The following is an 18,516-nucleotide window of genomic DNA, read 5'->3' as shown; positions in this document are numbered from 1 at the left end:
GCCCCGTGGAGCGGCGCGCCCGTTCCCGCCCCGCGGTACGGGCAGTACGTCCACGGTCAGCAGTCCGCCCACCCGGGTGGCGCGCCACGCGGCGGGTACGACGGCGCTGCCCCGCGCCGTCGTCGCAGCCCCCAGCGCGTCGGGGGCATGCCCGTGACGTGGACGCTCATCGGGATCTGCGTGGTCATGTGGGGCCTGCAGTGGCTCACGAGCCTGTTCACGCCCTACAGCCTGACGAGCATCCTGGGATACGCTCCCTCGCTCACGGACACCCAGCCGTGGCGGATGCTCACGAGCGGTTTCGTCCACGCGATGCCCTCACCGCTGCACCTACTGCTCAACATGTACACGCTCTATCTCTTCGGTCGGATGCTCGAGCCGCTGCTGGGGACCTGGCGGATGGCCGTCCTGTTCGTGGTGTCCGTGCTGGGCGGATCCGTGGGAGTGCTGTTGCTCGGTAATCCGTGGGTGCTCGTCATCGGGGCGTCCGGCGGCGTCTTCGGGCTCTTCGGCGCCATGTTCGTGTTCATGCGCCACTTCAAGAACAACATCACGCCCATCGCGGTGTTGATCGCGATCAACCTGGCTTTCGGTTTCCTGGTGGGCGGCATCGCCTGGCAGGCGCACGTGGGCGGGTTGATCGCCGGTGGTCTCGTGGCGCTCGCCATGCTGCCGGGGTTGCGTCGCCGACTCTGACCGGGCCCGGCCGTAAGCAGGGAAAGCTCTCCCGTTCCGCCGGATCCGGGTCGGGGCTCGCACTCTGATCCGGGCGTCCCAATGGCTGTCCACAGGGGTTGTCCACACCTGTTAACAACTTACAGATGTGTAATTCCACAACTGTGAACACCCCTGTGGATACCGCGACAGCGCGCTAGGACTGCCCTGGAGGGGACATGTCGATCGCGATATGCACAAGGTTCTCCACACCTGTGGATAATTTTCGTGCACGGGGTGGGGACAGTTCACGATCGTGACCTCACCCACACGTGTGCGGGCTCGTGAATAAATCGCGCGTGCACCGTGTTGTACTGATCCTGTGCCCGCCCGGGTGCTGCCCGAATGGTCCGCCCGCGCGGTTCACCCGCTACGAGCGCCTGCGCGGTGCGCTGTCATAGGCCACGGACCGATCGCCACGGCCTCTGCGGCCACTCGCCCGCATCCCTCTGGGGAGCCCCACCTGCGAATCCTCGAAAGGTCGCGCGTCCATGTCCCAGTTGACCCCCGCCCGTCGCAGACTCGCGCTGTTCGCCCTGGCCCTGGGCGGTTTCGGCATCGGCTGCACGGAATTCGCGTCCATGGGACTGTTGCCCCAGATCGCCCAGAACCTCCTGCCCGATCTCTACGGTGCGTCCTCTGAGACCGGGATCGCACGCGCCGGGTGGCTCGTGAGCGCGTACGCCATAGGTGTCGTGGTCGGGGCCCCGGTCATCTCCTTCTTCGCCGCGAAGTCCTCCCGCACCATGATGCTGCTCGTGATGGCCGCGGCACTGCTCATGGGCAACCTCGCCTCTGCAATCGTGCCCACGTTCGAGTCCCTCCTGGTGATGCGGTTCCTCGCGGGTATTCCCCATGGCGCATACTTCGGTCTGGCGTCCCTCGTGGCCGCCACCGTGATGGGTCCGGGGAACCAGGCCAAGGGTGTGGCACTTGCTTTATCGGGGCTCACGGTCGCCAACGTCGTAGGTGTCCCCGTGATGACGGCGGTCGGTCAGGCCTACGGCTGGCGCATGGCATACGTCGCGGTGGCCGTGGTCTTCGCGGTCACTGCGATCGGCGTGTGGCTGACCGTCCCCCACCAGGACCGGGTGGTCGGAGCGAACCGGCGCCGTGAACTGCGGGCGTTCCGGCTGCCGCAGGTGTGGATCGTCATGGGGATCGCGGGGATCGGTTTCGGCGGGTTCTTCGCGATCTACAGCTACCTGACCCAGATGAGCCGTGAGCTGGCGGGGCTGTCCGGCGCCGGCATCCCGTGGTTGCTCGCGGTCGTGGGAATCGGCATGACCCTGGGCAACATCCTGGGCGGGATCAGCGCGGACCGCAGTGCCCGGCGCACCATGGCCGTGGGTTTCCCGGCGCTCACCGCGGCACTGTTGCTCGTGGGGGCGCTCGCGGGATCCCCCGTGGGGATCTTCGTGGCCGGGTTCCTCATGGCACTGGCCAACTCGTTCATCATGCCCAGCATCCAGAGCTGGCTCATCACGGCGGCGGGGCCCGCCCAGCTCATGGGCGCATCGCTTAACCACGCGGCGTTCAATGTGGCCAACTCGATCGGGGCCCTGCTGGGCGGTGCGGTGATCTCCGCCGGTTTCGGCTACCGCTCCCCGGCCCTCGTGGCGGCCGCGCTGGCCGTGATCGGAGGTCTCCTCGCGCTCGCGGGTGTCAAGCGCCAGAAGGCGGACCGGCGGCGTCGGCTCGAGGCCGGCCTCCCGGTGACGGCCTCGCAACAGGCCGTCTGACGCCCCACCCGTGCTCCGCGGACACCCGGCCCGCGCCTTACTGGACCAGGATGTGGCCCACCAGCAGGAACTCCCCGGCGTCCAGGAGCATGAGCAGCGCCGCGAGGCCCAGCGCAGCGGTGACCAGCCGGTTGACCCACGGGGACACGGCGGCCCACGCCCTGCGCATGACCCGGGAAAACCGCTGCTGTTTCCCCAGGATCGTCAGTAGCATCAGAAGTGTCAGGGGGAACTGACTGATGAGGGACCACGCGATCCATCCGGCCACCGCGTGGGACGGGGGTTGTGAGGCGGCGGTGGCCACGTGCACGTCGAACGGGAGATCGAAGATCACGATGCCCACGAAGACCACCGCGGTCACGTTCAGGGCCCACGGACTCGTGGCGGGCTTCTCCTCGGGGGTGTCGCGGCCCCGGGGGCGCTGCGCCCCCACCACCCGCCACACGGCGTAGCCACCGATAGCCAGGGCGAGGACCAGTTCGATCCACGCCGAGATGCTGCCGCGAGGATGAGCATGGGCGCGGGGTCGAAACCACCCAGGGCCGTGAGTAGGACGCTGAGCGCGTATTTCTAGGTGTTCATCTACGCCGTGCCGGTCAGGAGCTCACGGGCGCGAAGGCCGGGGACGTGCCGCTGAGCCACTCGAGGGACGGATCCAGCTGGGCCTCCCACAGCGCCACGCGGTGGCCGCCGCTCTGTGAGATGTTGGACACCAGGGTCGTGGGCGGGGACACCGACGCCGCGAACTTGCGCACCGCGTCGACCGAGATGGTGTCCTCACCGCCGGAGAAGAACCAGATCTTCACGTCCGGTTTGTCCCGGGCCACGACCGAGGCCAGGTCGTAGGAGCGAGGATCCGTGGTCTTCCACTGCTGGCCCTTGCTGTACGTGGGGGCGAAGTACCCGGCCAGGTTCACGCTGCTGCCCCAGACGTCCGGGTGACGCACGGCGAACATGGACGAGCACCAACCACCGGCGCTGTAGCCCAACGTGCTCCCGGCTTCCCGGTCCGTGGACACCCGTAGATTGCCGCGGATCCACGAGACCACGTCCTTGCTCACATAGCTCTCCCACTGACCGTTGTTGCTGTCCACGCATTCGGTGTCGTTGTTACCGGGATAAACGTTCGGGATCACCACGATGGCTCCCCGCATGGCGCCGCTGTTGACCCGCGAACGAATGTGCTGGGCGATGTCCATGGCCTTGGTATAGGTCTTCACGTCCCCGGGGAAACCGGTGAAAGCGGTGATCACCGGATACGCCCGCTGCGGTTGTGTCATGTAGGACGGCGGTAACCAGACGGTGGCTTCCTGCGTGATGCCGGATTGCGGTCCGTGAATCTTCAGATTCACCCACTGCCCTGACGTGTTGTTGGGATCCATCTGGGACCCGAAGAACGCGTTCTGCGTGGGGTTCGTCTGCATGGCGTTGAACGCCCGGTGCGGCGGGTCCTTGATGGGCTTGGCCGCCGCGGCGGTGGCACCCACATCCGTGACGGCCACCTGGCCGCCACCGTCGGAGAGTAGGTCCCCCCAACTGGAATACCACTGGTTGTCCATGTTCATCTTGAGGAAGATCCCCACCAGCACCAACAGGGACACGAGCGCCACGCACACGAATTGCATCACGTACTTGAGGATTCCCGGCCGGCGTTGCCGCGGCAGCACCACGACGGTGAATGCCAGCGCCAGGAAGGCCAAGGTCACGGTGATGATGAACAGGGGCCACCCGTTCGGCTCGAAGAACGCCATTGCGAATTGCTCGTTCCCAGAGATTCCCCACGTATCTTGTGTGCAGTACGAAGCCCGGCGGAATAAGACATAACCGATGGGTAGCCGTACGGAAAAACAGCATAGGTACATCGGCGCCGCGCTACACTCGTCGGGCCCGTAAGGGGAAGTTGATGGTTGACGCCCAGCTCGCGCACGGTTGCCGTGTGCCCGAGCTCAGCACCACCACGTCGGCGCAACGGCGGTGGGCGAGGATCCTCACGTGGGTCTTCGCCGTGGCCACCCTCGTGGGGGTGGTCCTGCTCCTGCTGCACTGGGTGGTGCGCATCAATCCGCTGCCCACCCTGCTCTTCGGGACCCTCAACATCCCCGTGGCGCCCTCGCTCGTGTCCGTGGTGGTGCTCGGGTTGCTCACCGGTGCGCTCGTGCGCCGCAAGCGCATCGCGCTGGTCACGGTCGCGATCGCCCAGATTGTGGGTGTGCTGTGGTCCGTGTTCCAGGAGGTCCTGCGGGCAATGGGCCCCGAGGTCCCCAATCACGGGCCCATCCCCTCCGTGGTGCTCGTGACCCTGGACGTCGTGGCCATCGTGGTGGGCATCGCCGCGCTGTGCCTGCTGTGGTGGTTGCGCCCGGCGTTCCCCGCGCGCACGGCCCCGCGCGGGGCGATGGCCGCCCTGGGGACCCTCGTGGGCGGTGTGGTCCTGACGATCATGGCCACCCACGCGGTGCTACTGGTCACGACGAACTCGGCGATCGACGACTGGAACGTCCTCGCCCAAGCCCTCGTGCGCAGCCTCGGCTGGGCGGGCCCCCGGCGACACTTCCACGGCACGGTCCCGCCGTGGCTCCCCGAACTGACCTCCGTGTTGCTGGCCCTGACGATCGTGCTCGCGGTGCTGATCTTCCTGCGCTCGTCCTCCCGTGCGGCGTCGTGGCGGCCCGGGGACGAGATCGCGGTGCGCTCGCTGCTCGCGCAGTACGGTGACGAGGACTCCCTGGGGTACTTCGCGACCCGCCGCGACAAGATCTCGGTCTTCTCCGTGGACGGACGCGCATGCGTCACCTTCCGGGTGGTGGGTCAGGTGGCGATCGCCTCCGGTGACCCGGTGGGGGACCCCGCGGCGTGGACGAACGCCGTGGAACGCTGGCTCGCGCGCACGCATCACTACGGCCTACTCCCGGCCGTCACCTCGGCATCCGAACGGGGCGCACGGGTGTATGCCTCTCTGGGAATGAGCGTATTGGTCATGGGGGACGAGGCCGTCCTGCATCCCGACCGCTTCTCCCTGGCCAACTCCTCTATGACCGCGGTGCGCCGGGCGGTGCGGCATGCGCGCCGGGCCGGGCTCACGGTGGAGATCGCCCGGTACGAGGACCTTGACCCGCAGGAGCTCGAGCGCATGGGGCGGCTCGCGGACGAGTGGCGCGGGAACGAACCGGACCGCGGGTTCTCCATGGCGCTCAACCGCTGGGGGGACCCGGCGGACGGTCGCTGCATGCTCGTCGTCGCCCGCGATCGCGACGGCGCGGCGCTGGGCCTGCTCTCGTTCGTCCCGTGGGGTCGGCGCGGACTGTCCCTGGACGTGATGCGGCGCAGACCCCAAGCGCCGAACGGCACCACGGAACTGATGGTCTCGGAGCTCATGGACTACGGGGCGTCCCACGGGATCCGCGAGGTCTCCTTGAACTTCGCGATGTTCCGCGGGGTCTTCGAGGACGCCGAGAAGCTCGGTGCCGGTGTGATCACCCGCTTCAACTCCTCGGTGCTGGGTTTCATGGACCGGTTCTTCCAGCTCGAGAGCCTGTACCGGGCCAACGCCAAGTACCTGCCCGAGTGGGTACCCCGCTACGCGTGCTTCGACGGCTTCCTGTCCCTGCCCCGCATGGCGGCCGCCACGGCCCAGGTGGAGGGATTCCTGCCCGCGGTGTTCGTGCGCACGGGGTCGCAGCCGCAGCTCGACGCCGAAACACTCGCCGCGGTGCGCGCGATCGACCACGAACCCGCACCCAGGCGCGTCCTGGCCCCCAAGCGCTCGCAGCAGACCCGCCACCGCATGCGGCACGCGCGTGCCCTGGCCCACGCGGGGATCGACCCTTACCCTGTGGGTCTTGCGGAGGCCGAGCCCCTCGCTGCGGTGCTCGCGCGCCGGGGCGACGCCGCGGCGTCGTCGGCCGTGCGCACGAGCGGGCGCGTCCGCAGGTTCCGCGACTTCGGAGGCGTGGGTTTCCTGGACCTGACCGACGGCGGCGCGACCGTGCAGGTGCTCGTGGACCGCGAGCGCGTGGACGCGTCCTGGGCGGCGATCCGGCCCAACCTGGACGTGGGTGATCTCGTGATGGTGGACGGGCACTGGGGTGTGTCCCGCACCGGCACGGAGTCCGTGCTCGCCGAGCGGGTGACGATGGCCGCGAAGGCGCTGCAGCCCGTCCCGTTCGGCAGTTTCGAGAACCCGGAACAGCGGCTGCGCAAGCGGTCCATGGACCTCCTGGTGCACCCGCGCGGGATGGACCTGTTGCGTCAGCGCTCGCTCGCGGTGGACACCGTGCGCCGCGTGTTGACCGGGCAGGGCTACCGCGAGGTCGAGACACCGGTGCTGAACACGGTGCACGGTGGGGCCTCGGCGCGCCCGTTCCGCACGTACATCAACGCGTACGGGATGGACCTCACGCTGCGGATCGCACCCGAGCTGTACCTCAAGCGACTGCTCGTGGCGGGCAGCGGGCCCATCTTCGAGGTGGCCCGCAACTTTCGCAACGAGGGCGCGGACGCGACCCACAACCCGGAGTTCACCGCGCTCGAGGCGTACCACCCGTTCGCGGATTACACGGTCATGCGCGAGCTGACCGAGACGATGATCAAGACGGTGGCCCAGGCGTTGCACGGTACCCAGGTGCTGCCCCTGTACGACGTGCACAACCCCGACGCCGCGCCCGTGCTGACCGACGTGTCCGGGCCGCGGCCCGTGATCGCCGTGACGGATGCGGTGAGCAAGGCGGCGGGACGGCGGATCTCGATCGAGTCGGACTTCGAGACCCTGCTCGCAGTGGCCGCGCAGCACGACGTGGAGATCGGTCCGGGCATGGGCCCCGGGGCGGTGCTCGAGAGCCTCTATGAGGAGCTCGTGGAACCGCACACCGTGTTCCCCACATTTTACTGCGACTTCCCGGAGGAGACCTCCCCGCTGACCGCACCCCACCGCTCCGAGCGCGGGCTCGTGGAACGCTGGGGCCTGGTGGTCAACGGCATGGAAGTCGGTACGGCGTACTCCGAGCTGACCGACCCGGTGGTCCAGCGCCGCCGGCTCACGGAGCAGTCGCTCAAGGCCGCCGCGGGGGACCTCGAGGCCATGCAGGTGGACAATGATTTCCTGGACGCCCTGGAGGTGGGCATGCCCCCGGCCGGTGGCATGGGGATCGGGCTGGACCGGTTGGTCATGCTCATGACCGCCACGACCATCCGCGACGTCCTGAGTTTCCCGTTCGTGAAGCCGCAGCAGCCGTGATCGCGCCCCGCGCGACCCCGGTTGCGGGCACACCGCGGGACGAACGAGCTACCCCGGGCGAGCGCCGTCGTCCGGGGAGGAACAGGACCGTGGTGCGCGGCACCCGGCCCACGAGGAGAAGAGTGGGTCACCATGACGCTTGAACTGCTGCACACCGCGGGAACGCTGATCCCGCAGCTGCCACCGCTAGGCGATCCCGCCCAACTGCTCGAGCAGCTGGGGCCGTGGGCGCTCGCCGGGACCACCCTGATGGTGTTCGTGGAATCGGGGCTGTTGTTCCCGTTCCTGCCCGGGGACTCCCTGCTGTTCACGGGTGGACTGCTGCACGAGGCGTTGCAGGTCCCGCTGTGGCTCATGATCCTGGTACCGTTCATCGCGGCGGTCGCGGGGGACCAGGTGGGCTACTTCCTGGGTAACCGGTTCGGCCGGCGCTTTTTCTCCGACGACGCCCGGTTCCTGAAGACCTCCTACCTCAACCGCACGGAGGACTTCTTCCTGCGCTACGGCGGCAGGGCGATCGTGCTCGCGCGCTTCGTCCCGATCATCCGCACGTACGTCCCGCTCGTGGCGGGCACGGCGCGCCACCCGTACCGCCGCTTCGTGGGGTGGAACGTCCTGGGTGGCTTCCTGTGGGTGACCATCATGGTGGTGGCCGGGTCCCTGCTGGGCGGGATCCCGCTGATCCGTGACCACGTGGACCTGATCGCGATCCTGATCGTGGTGATTTCGGTGATCCCGGTGGCCCTGCAGATCCTCAAGGGGTTCCGGGACCGGGGACCGCAAGAAAGTGCTACGGGACGATCGTGAACTTGACGCGGCCGTCCCCGCCGCGTTCGACGATCCGCAGCACCTCGCCGGCCTCCTCGAACGGGTATACGGGGCCCAGGCAGTAGTCCACGGTCACCTCGCCGTCGTGGATGCGGCGCACGGCCTTGTGGAAGGATACGAGACCGGGCTCGCACTGGGCGGCCACGGAGGCCAGTTCCTCGTCCGGGACCCGGACCGTGTACGCCCCCAGCTCCCGGGCGATCCGCAAGCGTGATTCCTGCTTGTCCGAGACGATCACCTGCTCGAAGCGTCGGCGCAGCGCGTCCTGGAGGAAGAACAGGCCCGCGGAGCCCGCACCCATGATCACGCACGTGCCCGCGTGGCCTCCGGGGTCGGTCACTGCTCGGTCAGGATGGTCCCCTTCTCGAGGACATGGGTTGCGCGCACGATGACTCCTCCACGGCGGGGACGGACAGGCTTCCGTCCTCACCGTATGGCACCGGTGTGGTCCCCGTGACAACGTACCGGTAACCTGTGCGGGTGAAACTTCCCCGGGCCCTGCGGCCGTTCTCGTCACGTGCGTACACGGTGCTCGCCGTGGCCATGTGCATGAGCGTCTTCGGCTCCGGGTTGTGGGCCGTGGCCCTCGTGGCGCGGGTCATGGCGCTCGGGGGTTCCGCAGTGCAACTGTCCCTCGTTATGGCCGCCGGCGCGGTGGGCATGGTGTGCTTCGTGCTGCTCGGCGGGGTCACCGCGGACCGCCTGCCCCTGGGACTCATCCTGCGGTGCGTGGAGGTCACCAACCTGGTCACGGCGTTGACCATCGTGATCCTCACCTGGACCGACACCCTCGCGCTGTGGCACCTCGCGCTCGCCGCGTTCGTCTTCGCCGGCACCGTGGGGTTCTTCTACCCCGCCTACTCCGCGGCCCTGCCCAGGATCCTGCCGCCCGATCAGCTGCTCGCGGCCAACGGCGTGGAGGGCACGGCCCGCCCCCTGCTGCAGATCGCGGCCGGGCCCGCGGTGGGCGGGGTCCTCACGGGCCTGGCCCTCCCGGGGGCGTCCGTCCTGGCGATCGCGGTGTGCCACGCGATCGCGCTGTCCTTCATGCTGCGGTTACGGATCCCGGAGCGCGAGGTCACCGGACCGATCCCTGCGGTGGACACCGCCCGGCCCTCCGTCCTTCGCGATCTCGTGGACGGGTTCCGGTACTGCGTGCGCACCCCGTGGTTGTTGTGGACGCTCTTGTGGGCCATGAGCGCGGTGTTCCTGTTCATCGGCCCGCTCGAGGTGCTCGTCCCGTTCCTGGTGGTGGACCGGCTGGGCGGATCGCTTGCGAGTTACGGCGCCATGCTGGGGCTGTACGGGGTGTCCACGGCCGTGGGCTCGAGCATCATGGCATCAGTGCAACTGCCCCGCAAGTACCTCACGACCATGATCTGGCTGTGGGGTTTCGGCACCCTGCCGTTCGGTCTGGTGGGTGGCACCGACTCGTGGTGGGTCATGGCGGCGGCGCTGTGCATCTTCGGGGCCACGGGTGGCGCGGGTCAGGTCATCTGGGGCACGCTCCTGCAACGGCGGGTGCCCGGGCACATGCTGGGGCGGATCTCGTCCCTGGACTTCTTCGTCTCGCTGTCCCTCATGCCCATCTCCATGGCCGTGGCCGGACCCGTCTCGCAGGTGCTGGCACCGGAAGCGATCTTCTGGGGTGTCGCACTGCTGACCCCCACGCTCGGCGTGGTCGCGGTCGTCGTCGGGCGGATGTACCGGGATCAGGCCGCCCACCCCTTGCGGTGATCCTCGCGCGTGTCCTGAACGGACGACGACGCCGCGGTGCCCCTCCCTGGGGACGGGCGACGCGGCGTCGTGACAAGTATTTATATCGGGATCAGTATGCCTTGTTGCGCTGCTGGACGACCAGGTGGATCAACGCGAACGTGTGGTCCTCGTCGATCGCCTTGTAAGCCTGCTCAAGCGCCCCGGGGATCTCGGACTCGCGCTCCACACGCACGCCGAAACCGTGGAACGCCGTGGCCATGGCCGCGAAGTCCGGGTTTTTCAGCTGGGTCCCGGAGACGTGACCCGGGTAGTGCTGTTCCTGGTGGGTACGGATGGTGCCGTACTCCTGGTTGTCCATCACGATGACCAGGGGAGTGGCGCCGTACTGCGCGGCGGTCGCGAGTTCCTGGCCGTTCATGAGGAACTCGCCGTCCCCGGCGATCGAGATCACGCGGCGGCCGGGGTAGTTCAGGGACGCCGCCACAGCGGAGGGGATCGAGTAACCCATGGAGCCGTTGCGCGCGGAGATCATGGACGCGTAGCCGTTCGTGGGGAAGTAGCGGTGGGCCCAGTTGGTGTGCTCGCCCGCGCCGAAGGTGACCATGGCGTCCTCGGGGAGGGTCGCAACGAGGTTCGCCATCATGGTGTCCATCGAGGCCGGGCCGTCCGCGGGGGAGGCGTCCTTGGGGGTGGAGAAATCCACCTGCTGCTGACGCATCCGCGCGCACCAGTTCCGCCACACGTCCGAGACGGGCAGGTTCATGCGCACCAGGTCACGCACGAACACGTCCGGCTTGGCCACGATCTGGTAGGTCACCGCGCCGGAACGCCCGCGCATGGAGGGGTCCATGGTCACGATGAAGTTCTTCTTGGTCCAGTCCTGGCGCACCAGGAAGCCGTTGGTGATTACATCACCGGGGACCGTGCCCACGAACACCAGCAGGTCGGTCTCCTCCAGCAGATCGTGGGTGGGCTTGGGGCGGCCGTAACCGATGGGTCCCACGTACGAGGGGGAGTCGAACGGGACGGTGCCCTCGCAGCGCCACTCCGCGGCGGCGGGGATGTGGTGTTCCTCGAGCCACGCGGTGAAATGCTGCGCGCCCTGCGAGGTCCAATCGTTACCACCGAAGACGAACAGGGGCTTCTGGGACTCCTTGAGCGCGGACTCGAGGGCCTTCCAGTCCTCCACGGTCATCCCGCCGCCGGCCACCGGGATCTCCGGGTGCACCGTGGGTTCGATTTGCCGGGTGATGATGTCCTCGGGCAGGCCCACCACCACGGGCCCCGGACGCCCGGAACGCGCGGCGAACATGGCCTCGGCCACGTACTCGGAGGCCCGCTCCGCGTGGTCCAGGACCATCACGCGCTTGGCCCCGGAGGCGAACCACTGATGCGGGTCGAACTCCTGGAACGCTTCCTTCTCACGGTGCTCGAACGGGATGAGTCCCACGAACAACACCATGGGCGTGGAGTCCTGCCACGCGGTGTGCAGGCCCACGTGCGCGTTGGCTGCGCCGGGACCACGGGTCACCATGGCCACGCCCGGGACGTCGTTCATCTTCCCGTCCGCTTCCGCCATGTACGCGGCGCCACCCTCCTGACGGCACACCACAGTGTCGATGGGGGAGTCGTAGAGCCCGTCCAGGACGTCCAGGTAACTCTCGCCGGGAACCACGTAGGCGCGCTCGACCCCGTGCGCCGCGAGGGAATCCACGATCACGTGGCCCGCGGACTTGCGTCCTGAGATCGAGGAGTCGGTGTGCTGCGTCATGGGAGGCTCTCTTTTCGTCGTTGAATGTGTCGTGCTTCCCGGGCCCCGATGCCCGGGCAGCGGCAAATCTGTCTTGAAAATACCCGAACACCCGACCCCTACCGGTATTGCGACGAGCTGTTATCACGGCCGTGAACCCGGTGTGACGATGCCCCGGTGCGCGTGTAACGCGAACCGGGGCATCGGGACGGGGAGAGTGGGATCAGGCGTGCATGTCCTCGAGTTCCACGTTGTTGGTCTCCCGCACCATCTTGATGGTGAAGACCAGGGACACCAGCGCGAAGAACGCGTAGATGCCGTAGGTCAGTCCCAGCGAGAAGTTGGACAGCGAGGGGAAGGAGACGGTCACGGCCCAGTTGGCGATCCACTGCACCGCACCGGCCACGGCCAGCGCCGCGCCGCGGATGCGGTTGGGGAACATCTCACCGAGCAGGACCCACATGAGCGGACCCCACGAGACACCGAAGAACACGACGAACAGGTTGGCGGCGATCAGCGCCACGGGTCCGGCCACGGGGCCGAGCTCGGGGGTGAGCTGGCCGTCCACCATGACCTTGGTGGCAGTCGCGAACACCACGGACATCACACCCAGGGACAGGGCCATGCCGGCGGAGCCCAGGAGCAGCAGCGGTCGGCGCCCGATCCGGTCCACCAGGAAGATGGCCACGATGGTCACCGCCACGTTGACCACGGAGGTGGCCACGGAAATGGTGAACGAATCGGACTCCTTGAAGCCCACTGACTCCCACAACACGTTGGAGTAGTAGAAGATCACGTTGATGCCCACGAACTGCTGCAGGGCGGCCAGGCCGATGCCCACCCACACCACGGGCTTGAGCCCGGCCATGGAACCGCGCAGGTCCGCGAAGCGGGGCTTGCGTTCGTCGTCCACGGTGCTGCGGATCTTGGAAACGCGGGCGTCCACGGCGTCGTCACCGTGGATCCGGGAGAGGACGGCGCGCGCCTCGTCCGGACGACCCACCGAGACCAGGTAGCGCGGCGACTCGGGGATCAGGAACGCGCCGATGCCGTACAGCACGGCGGGCACGGCCATGACCAGGAACATCCAGCGCCACGCGGCCAGCCCAAACCACATCTCGTTGGCGGCGCCACCGGCCCCGTGTGCGAGCAGGGCGTCGATGAGCAGGGACAGGAAGATGCCCAGCACGATACCCATCTGCTGCAGGGAGCCCAGGCGTCCGCGCAGGTGTGCGGGGGAGACCTCCGCGATGTACGCCGGTGCGATCACGGACGCCACACCCACGCCGATACCGCCCACGACCCGCCAGAACACGAGCCATTCGATGGACTGCGTGAAACCGCAGCCGATCGCCGAGAGCAGGAACAACAGTGCCGCGATCTTCATGATGGGGATGCGCCCCGTGCGGTCCGCGATGCGGGAACCGAAGAACGCACCCACGGCGGCGCCCAGGAGGGCCGCGGCCACCGCGAAGCCCAGGGGCCCCGGACCCACGTCGAACGTGGACTGGATGGAGGAGACCGCACCGTTGATCACGGCGGAGTCGTACCCGAAGAGGAGGCCGCCGAACGCGGCCACGGTGGTGATGCGAATGACCGCGCCGGTGTTCGTCTGATGACGCTCCGGCGAGTGTGCTTGCGCTGGATGGCTCATCCCGCAGCTCCCTTGCTGTATCGAAATTCAACGCTTCCCGCTCCCGGGCATCATGCGTCCCGTTCCGGGGATGTACCGGTCGAGGGGCCCGTACGAGGCGGGTTTTCGTCTCCTGGAACCAGCTCGTGGGACCAGGGAGGGCGGCTGCCGGGGAAGGACAGTGAACCCAGGGTAGGACCCAGATCACAAAATGTCCATGAGTCGAAGACAAATTTCCCGCGTGTCGTTTGCGGCGGCCGGTGTGCCCCGGACGTCTTACACGGGGAGGGACGTCTCGGCCCGCGCACGGATGAGCGCACCCGTGAGGTGCGCCCGGGCCCCGAGCTGCGCGGTGGCGATCCGCAGCCCGGACACGCAACCGCGTACCGCGTAGCGCTGCACTGCGTCCCGCACGGGATCGAGCAGCAGGTCCTCGGCGCGCGCGAGCTCCCCGCCCACGACCACGAGTTCCGGGTTGAACGCATTGCACAGCTGCGCCACGGCGCCGCCGATCAACCGCCCGGTGTCCGTGATCACCCGGGTGCATCCGGGATCGCCGGCCAGTGCCTCCCGGATTACGTCACCCACGGATTCCACGCGCCGACCCGAGGAGGCCACGACGTCCAGCACGGTCTGGGAGGACACGAAGGTCTCGAGGCACCCTCGGTTGCCGCACCTGCACAGCCCCGCGCGTTCGTCGAGCGTCACGTGGCCGATCTCGCCCGCGGACCCGGTGGCCCCGCGGTACAGCCCGCCGCCCAGGATCAGCCCGGCACCCACGCCGTGCGAGAGCTTGAGGTAGGCCATGTGGGCCGTCCCACGCCCCGCACCGAGCGCGTGCTCGGCCACGGCCCCGGCGTTCGCGTCGTTCTCCACCACGGTGGGACAGCCCAGCGTCCCGGCGGCCAGCGCTCGCAGGTCCAGCCCGGCCCACGCCGGGAGGATGGCCCCCGAACCGAGGCCGCGGCACTCGGCGTCCACGGGTGCGGGAAGGGTGAGCCCCGCGCCCAGGATGCGCTGGGCGGGGACATCGAGCGAGGTCCGCAACTCGTCGAGGATCTCTCGCGCCCCGGTCAGTACGTCCTCGGCGCGGTGCCCGGCCGGGAGGTCGATGCGCCGCTGCGCGCGGACGTCCAGGTTCAGGTCCGCCACGGCCACGCTCGCGTGGCGGTGGCCCACGTCCACTCCCACCAGGTAGCCGGCGCTCTCGCTGAAGTGCACGCGCTGCCCGCGCCGCCCGCCGTGCTCGGGTTCCATGGCGAGCAGGTCGCACGCGGTGAGCTCGTGGACGATGGACGAGACCGTCGACGGCGCCAGGGCCGTCTCCCGCGCGATGCTCGCCTGGGTCGCCGCACCCAGCTCGCGCACCGCGTCCACGACCCTGCGGCGATTGGCCAGGCGCAGTGCCGCCTGAGACCCCGGGGCGGTCAGTTGCGCGGAGGCAGGCTGCGGCGAGGGCGGGTGTGTGGGGGGTGGGGGTGTGGACGCCATCGTCTCTTCCCTTCGCGAATGTTTCTTGAGGGCTGAGTGTAGTCAGTATTCGGGAAATGAACTTTTTGAGCGCCCTGTGATGGTGTCCGCGGAAGAAAAATCACATAACTGGATTACCCATCCCCATCAAGTATATTCCGATCGAATCATGCAACCATAAAAAAGTGTTTTCGGATTACACGTTTCACGTGAAACCTCGTTCTCGGCCCGCGGGGCACGGTGCGCCCGCACCTCGACGCCGACCCTGGAACACCCTGGAACTCCGCGTCTGGGACGCCACACCGCGTGCGACACGCCCACTTCAGGAATCGTTGAGTGTCTCGTGTCACCATTGACACATGACCTATCCGGCGCAGCACACTTCCCCCTCGCCGGGCGGGTCCCCGTGGCGGTTGCCGCAGTTGCGTCACCGAGTGGCCGTTCCCTTGGTCACGGTGTTGCTGACGGCAACCCTTGGGCGTCTGGTGGTGTTGTCACCGCAGATCACCCACGGGGAGACCGCGTTGCTCGAGGGGCTCTCCCAGCATCGCAACGTTCTTTTGGACGCGGTGGCCACCGCGGTGCAGTACGCACTGTCCAACGGCGCAGTGGTGTTGATCATCGCCGCCGTCATCGGGTGGCTGGCCGTCCTCAGACGCCGCCCCCTCGACGCCACCGGGTTCGGCATCACCGCCCTCGCCGGATGGGGTGCCGTGGGTCTGGTCAAGGTGTTCGTGGAGCGGCCGCGTCCCACGTTCCTGAGCGGGGAGGCCCTCGCACCGGTCACCGGCTCCATGTCCTTCCCGTCCTCGCACACGGGTGCGGTCGTGGCGATCGCGCTGGCCATGGGTCTCGTGGCCTCCCGCCGTTCCTCACGGCGTCGGATCGCGCTGCTCGGCACGCTGGCCGTGGTGATCGTCGGGGCCGCCCGCATGTACTCGGGCGCGCACTACCCGTTGGACATCCTGGCCGCCGTGCCCGTGGCCTGGGCAGGGGTCATGGCCGGGTGCGCCCTGGCCAACAAGGTGGTGCCCGCTCTCGCCTTTGGGTTCTCGTGGCGTCAGGCCGGGGTGTCCCAACCCGCACCCGCGACCATGCGCGGTGCCGGCTCCACGACGACAACCGCGCCCGCGCCGTCGTACCGGCCCGCGCGGGGCAGTACCGCTCTGGACGGCGCCGCGCGGCACGACGAGCGGACCGACCGCGCGGCCTGAGCGTCCTTTCCATCACGTACCACCGACGACGGCGGGCCGGACCTTGGGGTCCGGCCCGCCGTTCCACAGGGCGATGGCTGGTGGCTCGCGTGGTCACTCCCCGTCAGGGCCGCTGGCGCGTGACGGGAAACGGTCGACGTCGCTCACTCAGGCGGCGTCGTACCCCGCCTTCACACACAGCACAGGGCACCCGGCCTCGAGCAGCAGCCGCTGCGTGGTGGGGGCCATGATCAACTTGCCCACCGGAGTGCGCCGGCGTGTCCCGATCACGAGCAGAGCGGTCCGGTCGCGATCGGTGGCCTCGAGGATAACGTCCGCCGGATCGGCGTCGTGCGCCACGGGGACCAGCTCGTAGGACACGCCGCTCTCGTCGAGCGCGGCGCGGTCCTCCTTCATGGCGGCTTCGGTGTCCTCGGGGCCGGTGTGCCGCCCCCAGCGCTTGGCGTGATGGCCCTGGACCACCACGAGGTCCGCCGAACGCAGGGTGGCCTCGGTGATCCCGGCGCGCAGGGCGGCCCGGCCGGCGGGAGTGGGTAAGTATCCGACAACGATGTTCATGACGTCTCCGGGTCCGTGAGCGGGTGGGTGGGGGAGTGGACTCAGCGGTCCACGTCCTCCAGGTGGGCGAGGTCCTCGGGGCGATGGAAGCGGGTGCGGCGACCCGTGAACAGGCGGGCGTACAGGAAGTTCAGCAACCACAGGACCAGGCCCAGGGCGATCAGGACGAGCGCGATCTGGTACTCGATGACGTCCTGCGCCCATGGCCCCAGCAGGAACGCGCACGTGATGGCGCCCAGGTAGGGCAGGACGCGCGGGGCGTGGAAGTAGTCGTGACCCTCCTGGGAGCGGTCACGGCGAAGGATCACGGCGGCCACATTGACCACCGTGAACACGGCGAGCAACAGCAACGCCGTGGTGCCGCCCAATGCCGCGGCGGTGCCCTTACCCATCGCGTTGTTCACCAGGATGATGAGCACCATGCCCAGTGCTGTGGTGAAGATGATCGCGGCCCAGGGGGTGCGACGCCCGGGGAGCACCTTGCCCAGGAAGCCCGGGATCACGCCCTGCCGCGCCATGCCGTAGAGCAGGCGCGAGGCCATGAGCATGTTGATCAATGCGGTGTTGGCGACCGCGAAGATGGTCAGGAACGGGTAAATGGTGTCGATCGGCAGACCGGGGGCACCGATGCGCACCACGTCCAGCAGCGGGGTCGTGGACTGTCCCAGTTCACCAATGGGCACGATCGCCACCGTGAACACGGACACCAGCACGTAGATCACGCCGGTGATGCACAGGCCCAGCAGCATCACGCGCGGGAAGTTGCGCGTGGGGTCCTTGGTCTCCTCGACCATGTTGACCGAGTCCTCGAAGCCCACGAAGGAGAAGAACGCGAGGGACGTGACGGCGGTCAGGGCCAGGAACATGCCCTTGTCGTCCGAGGTCTCGAAGATCACCGTGCGGCTAAAGTCCGCGCTGCCCTGGGCCGCGGCCCAGAACCCGACCAGGATCACGATCAGCAGGCCGGTGAGTTCGATGCACGTGAGCACCACGTTGAGCTTGACCGATTCGGACACCCCGCGCAGGTTGACCAGCGCGAGGATCGCCAGGAAGGCCACGGCCACGATGGTGATTCCCAGCGGGCCCACGTCCAGGTGGAAACCCTTGGCGAAGTTGGAGGCCACGGTGCTGGATGCCGTGGCGGCGGAGGTCAGTCCCGAGCACAGCACGGCGAACGTCACGAGAAACGTGAGGAAGTGGATCCCGAACGCCTTGTGCGTGTAGAGCGCCGCACCCGAGGCCCCGGGGTACTTGGTCACGAGTTCCAGGTAGGAGAACGCGGTGATCGTGGCCACCACGAACGCGATGAGAATGGGTGCCCACGCGGCGCCGCCGATCTCACCGGCGATGTTGCCGGTCAGCGCGTAGACGCCCGTGCCCAGGATGTCCCCCACGATGAACAGGAGCAACAATCCCGGACCCATGACCCGCTTCAGCTCATGCCCGCCCCCCGAGGACGCGGGTGCCCCGGCGGCGCCGGATGCGCCCGGTGTCCGACTGCTCGCCGTGGATGACGAGGTGACATCCTTCGACGCTGGTGAATCGCTCATGGTTTCCTCCGCGGATCGGCCTCGTGCAGCCGCTGACTGGCACCGGTTTCCGATGACATGGATGTGACCCGCGGCTCATGCGTACAGGTAACCATAAAGGATGCG

14 protein-coding genes are annotated in these 18,516 nt (G+C 68.2%); 6 read left to right on the top strand and 8 right to left on the bottom strand.

Features of this window, described 5'->3' with window-relative positions; genetic code table 11:
* The coding region (locus J1M36_RS05405; RefSeq protein ID WP_241246873.1) for a rhomboid family intramembrane serine protease at positions 1–696 on the top strand (696 nt) is incomplete at its 5' end.
* 509 nt (positions 697–1,205) lie between these two features.
* A complete protein-coding gene (locus J1M36_RS05400; RefSeq protein WP_206478812.1) occupies positions 1,206–2,456 on the top strand; it encodes an MFS transporter in 1,251 nt (416 codons plus the stop codon).
* Between the two features lie 37 nt (positions 2,457–2,493).
* Here the strand turns inward: J1M36_RS05400 and J1M36_RS05395 are convergent, their stop codons facing one another.
* Together J1M36_RS05395 and J1M36_RS05390 are read right to left on the bottom strand one after the other, a co-directional pair.
* On the bottom strand, positions 2,494–2,901 hold the full coding sequence (locus J1M36_RS05395) for a hypothetical protein (RefSeq protein WP_241246872.1): 408 nt from the start codon (positions 2,899–2,901) through the stop codon (positions 2,494–2,496).
* Between the two features lie 151 nt (positions 2,902–3,052).
* Positions 3,053–4,207, bottom strand: coding sequence for an alpha/beta hydrolase-fold protein (locus tag J1M36_RS05390; RefSeq protein WP_206478811.1), 1,155 nt, complete (start codon positions 4,205–4,207; stop codon positions 3,053–3,055).
* 152 nt (positions 4,208–4,359) lie between these two features.
* Here J1M36_RS05390 and lysX point away from each other — a divergent pair, with 152 nt between their 5' ends.
* The gene (gene lysX, locus J1M36_RS05385) at positions 4,360–7,689 is read left to right on the top strand and encodes a bifunctional lysylphosphatidylglycerol synthetase/lysine--tRNA ligase LysX (RefSeq protein ID WP_206478810.1); all 3,330 of its coding nucleotides are present in this window, start codon (positions 4,360–4,362) and stop codon (positions 7,687–7,689) included.
* A 132-nt stretch (positions 7,690–7,821) separates the two neighbouring features.
* Complete coding sequence (locus J1M36_RS05380; protein WP_064845497.1) at positions 7,822–8,496, top strand: DedA family protein; 675 nt, start codon at positions 7,822–7,824, stop codon at positions 8,494–8,496.
* On the opposite strand, the gene J1M36_RS05375 is transcribed toward J1M36_RS05380, so the two are convergent.
* On the bottom strand, positions 8,480–8,857 hold the full coding sequence (locus J1M36_RS05375; protein WP_241246871.1) for a hypothetical protein: 378 nt from the start codon (positions 8,855–8,857) through the stop codon (positions 8,480–8,482). The genes J1M36_RS05380 and J1M36_RS05375 overlap by 17 nt on opposite strands.
* Before the next feature lie 140 nt (positions 8,858–8,997).
* On the opposite strand from J1M36_RS05375, the gene J1M36_RS05370 reads away from it, so the two are divergent.
* Positions 8,998–10,254, top strand: coding sequence for an MFS transporter (locus tag J1M36_RS05370; protein WP_206478809.1), 1,257 nt, complete (start codon positions 8,998–9,000; stop codon positions 10,252–10,254).
* Between the two features lie 91 nt (positions 10,255–10,345).
* On the opposite strand, the gene J1M36_RS05365 is transcribed toward J1M36_RS05370, so the two are convergent.
* From J1M36_RS05365 to J1M36_RS05355, 3 genes are all read right to left on the bottom strand, one after another.
* Positions 10,346–12,007: a thiamine pyrophosphate-dependent enzyme gene (locus J1M36_RS05365; RefSeq protein ID WP_206478808.1), complete on the bottom strand. Its 1,662-nt coding sequence runs from the start codon at positions 12,005–12,007 to the stop codon at positions 10,346–10,348.
* 202 nt (positions 12,008–12,209) lie between these two features.
* Positions 12,210–13,640 carry a sugar porter family MFS transporter gene (locus J1M36_RS05360; protein ID WP_206478807.1) on the bottom strand — a complete coding sequence of 477 codons (1,431 nt, stop codon included), beginning with the start codon at positions 13,638–13,640 and terminating at the stop codon, positions 12,210–12,212.
* A 255-nt stretch (positions 13,641–13,895) separates the two neighbouring features.
* Positions 13,896–15,110: an ROK family transcriptional regulator gene (locus tag J1M36_RS05355; protein WP_206478806.1), complete on the bottom strand. Its 1,215-nt coding sequence runs from the start codon at positions 15,108–15,110 to the stop codon at positions 13,896–13,898.
* 338 nt (positions 15,111–15,448) lie between these two features.
* Between J1M36_RS05355 and J1M36_RS05350 the strand changes: the two genes are divergently transcribed.
* Positions 15,449–16,303 carry a phosphatase PAP2 family protein gene (locus J1M36_RS05350; RefSeq protein WP_206478805.1) on the top strand — a complete coding sequence of 285 codons (855 nt, stop codon included), beginning with the start codon at positions 15,449–15,451 and terminating at the stop codon, positions 16,301–16,303.
* A gap of 147 nt (positions 16,304–16,450) precedes the next feature.
* On the opposite strand, the gene J1M36_RS05345 is transcribed toward J1M36_RS05350, so the two are convergent.
* Positions 16,451–16,861: a universal stress protein gene (locus J1M36_RS05345; RefSeq protein WP_206478804.1), complete on the bottom strand. Its 411-nt coding sequence runs from the start codon at positions 16,859–16,861 to the stop codon at positions 16,451–16,453.
* A 41-nt stretch (positions 16,862–16,902) separates the two neighbouring features.
* Positions 16,903–18,411, bottom strand: coding sequence for an APC family permease (locus J1M36_RS05340; protein WP_206478803.1), 1,509 nt, complete (start codon positions 18,409–18,411; stop codon positions 16,903–16,905).
* Between the last annotated feature and the right edge of the window lie 105 nt (positions 18,412–18,516).

This window comes from Kocuria sp. KRD140, from assembly GCF_017168375.1.
Taxonomy (GTDB): Bacteria; Actinomycetota; Actinomycetes; order Actinomycetales; family Micrococcaceae; genus Kocuria; species Kocuria marina.
Note: the sequence above shows the minus strand (reverse complement) of the source record. Positions and strands in the feature narration are given on the sequence as shown.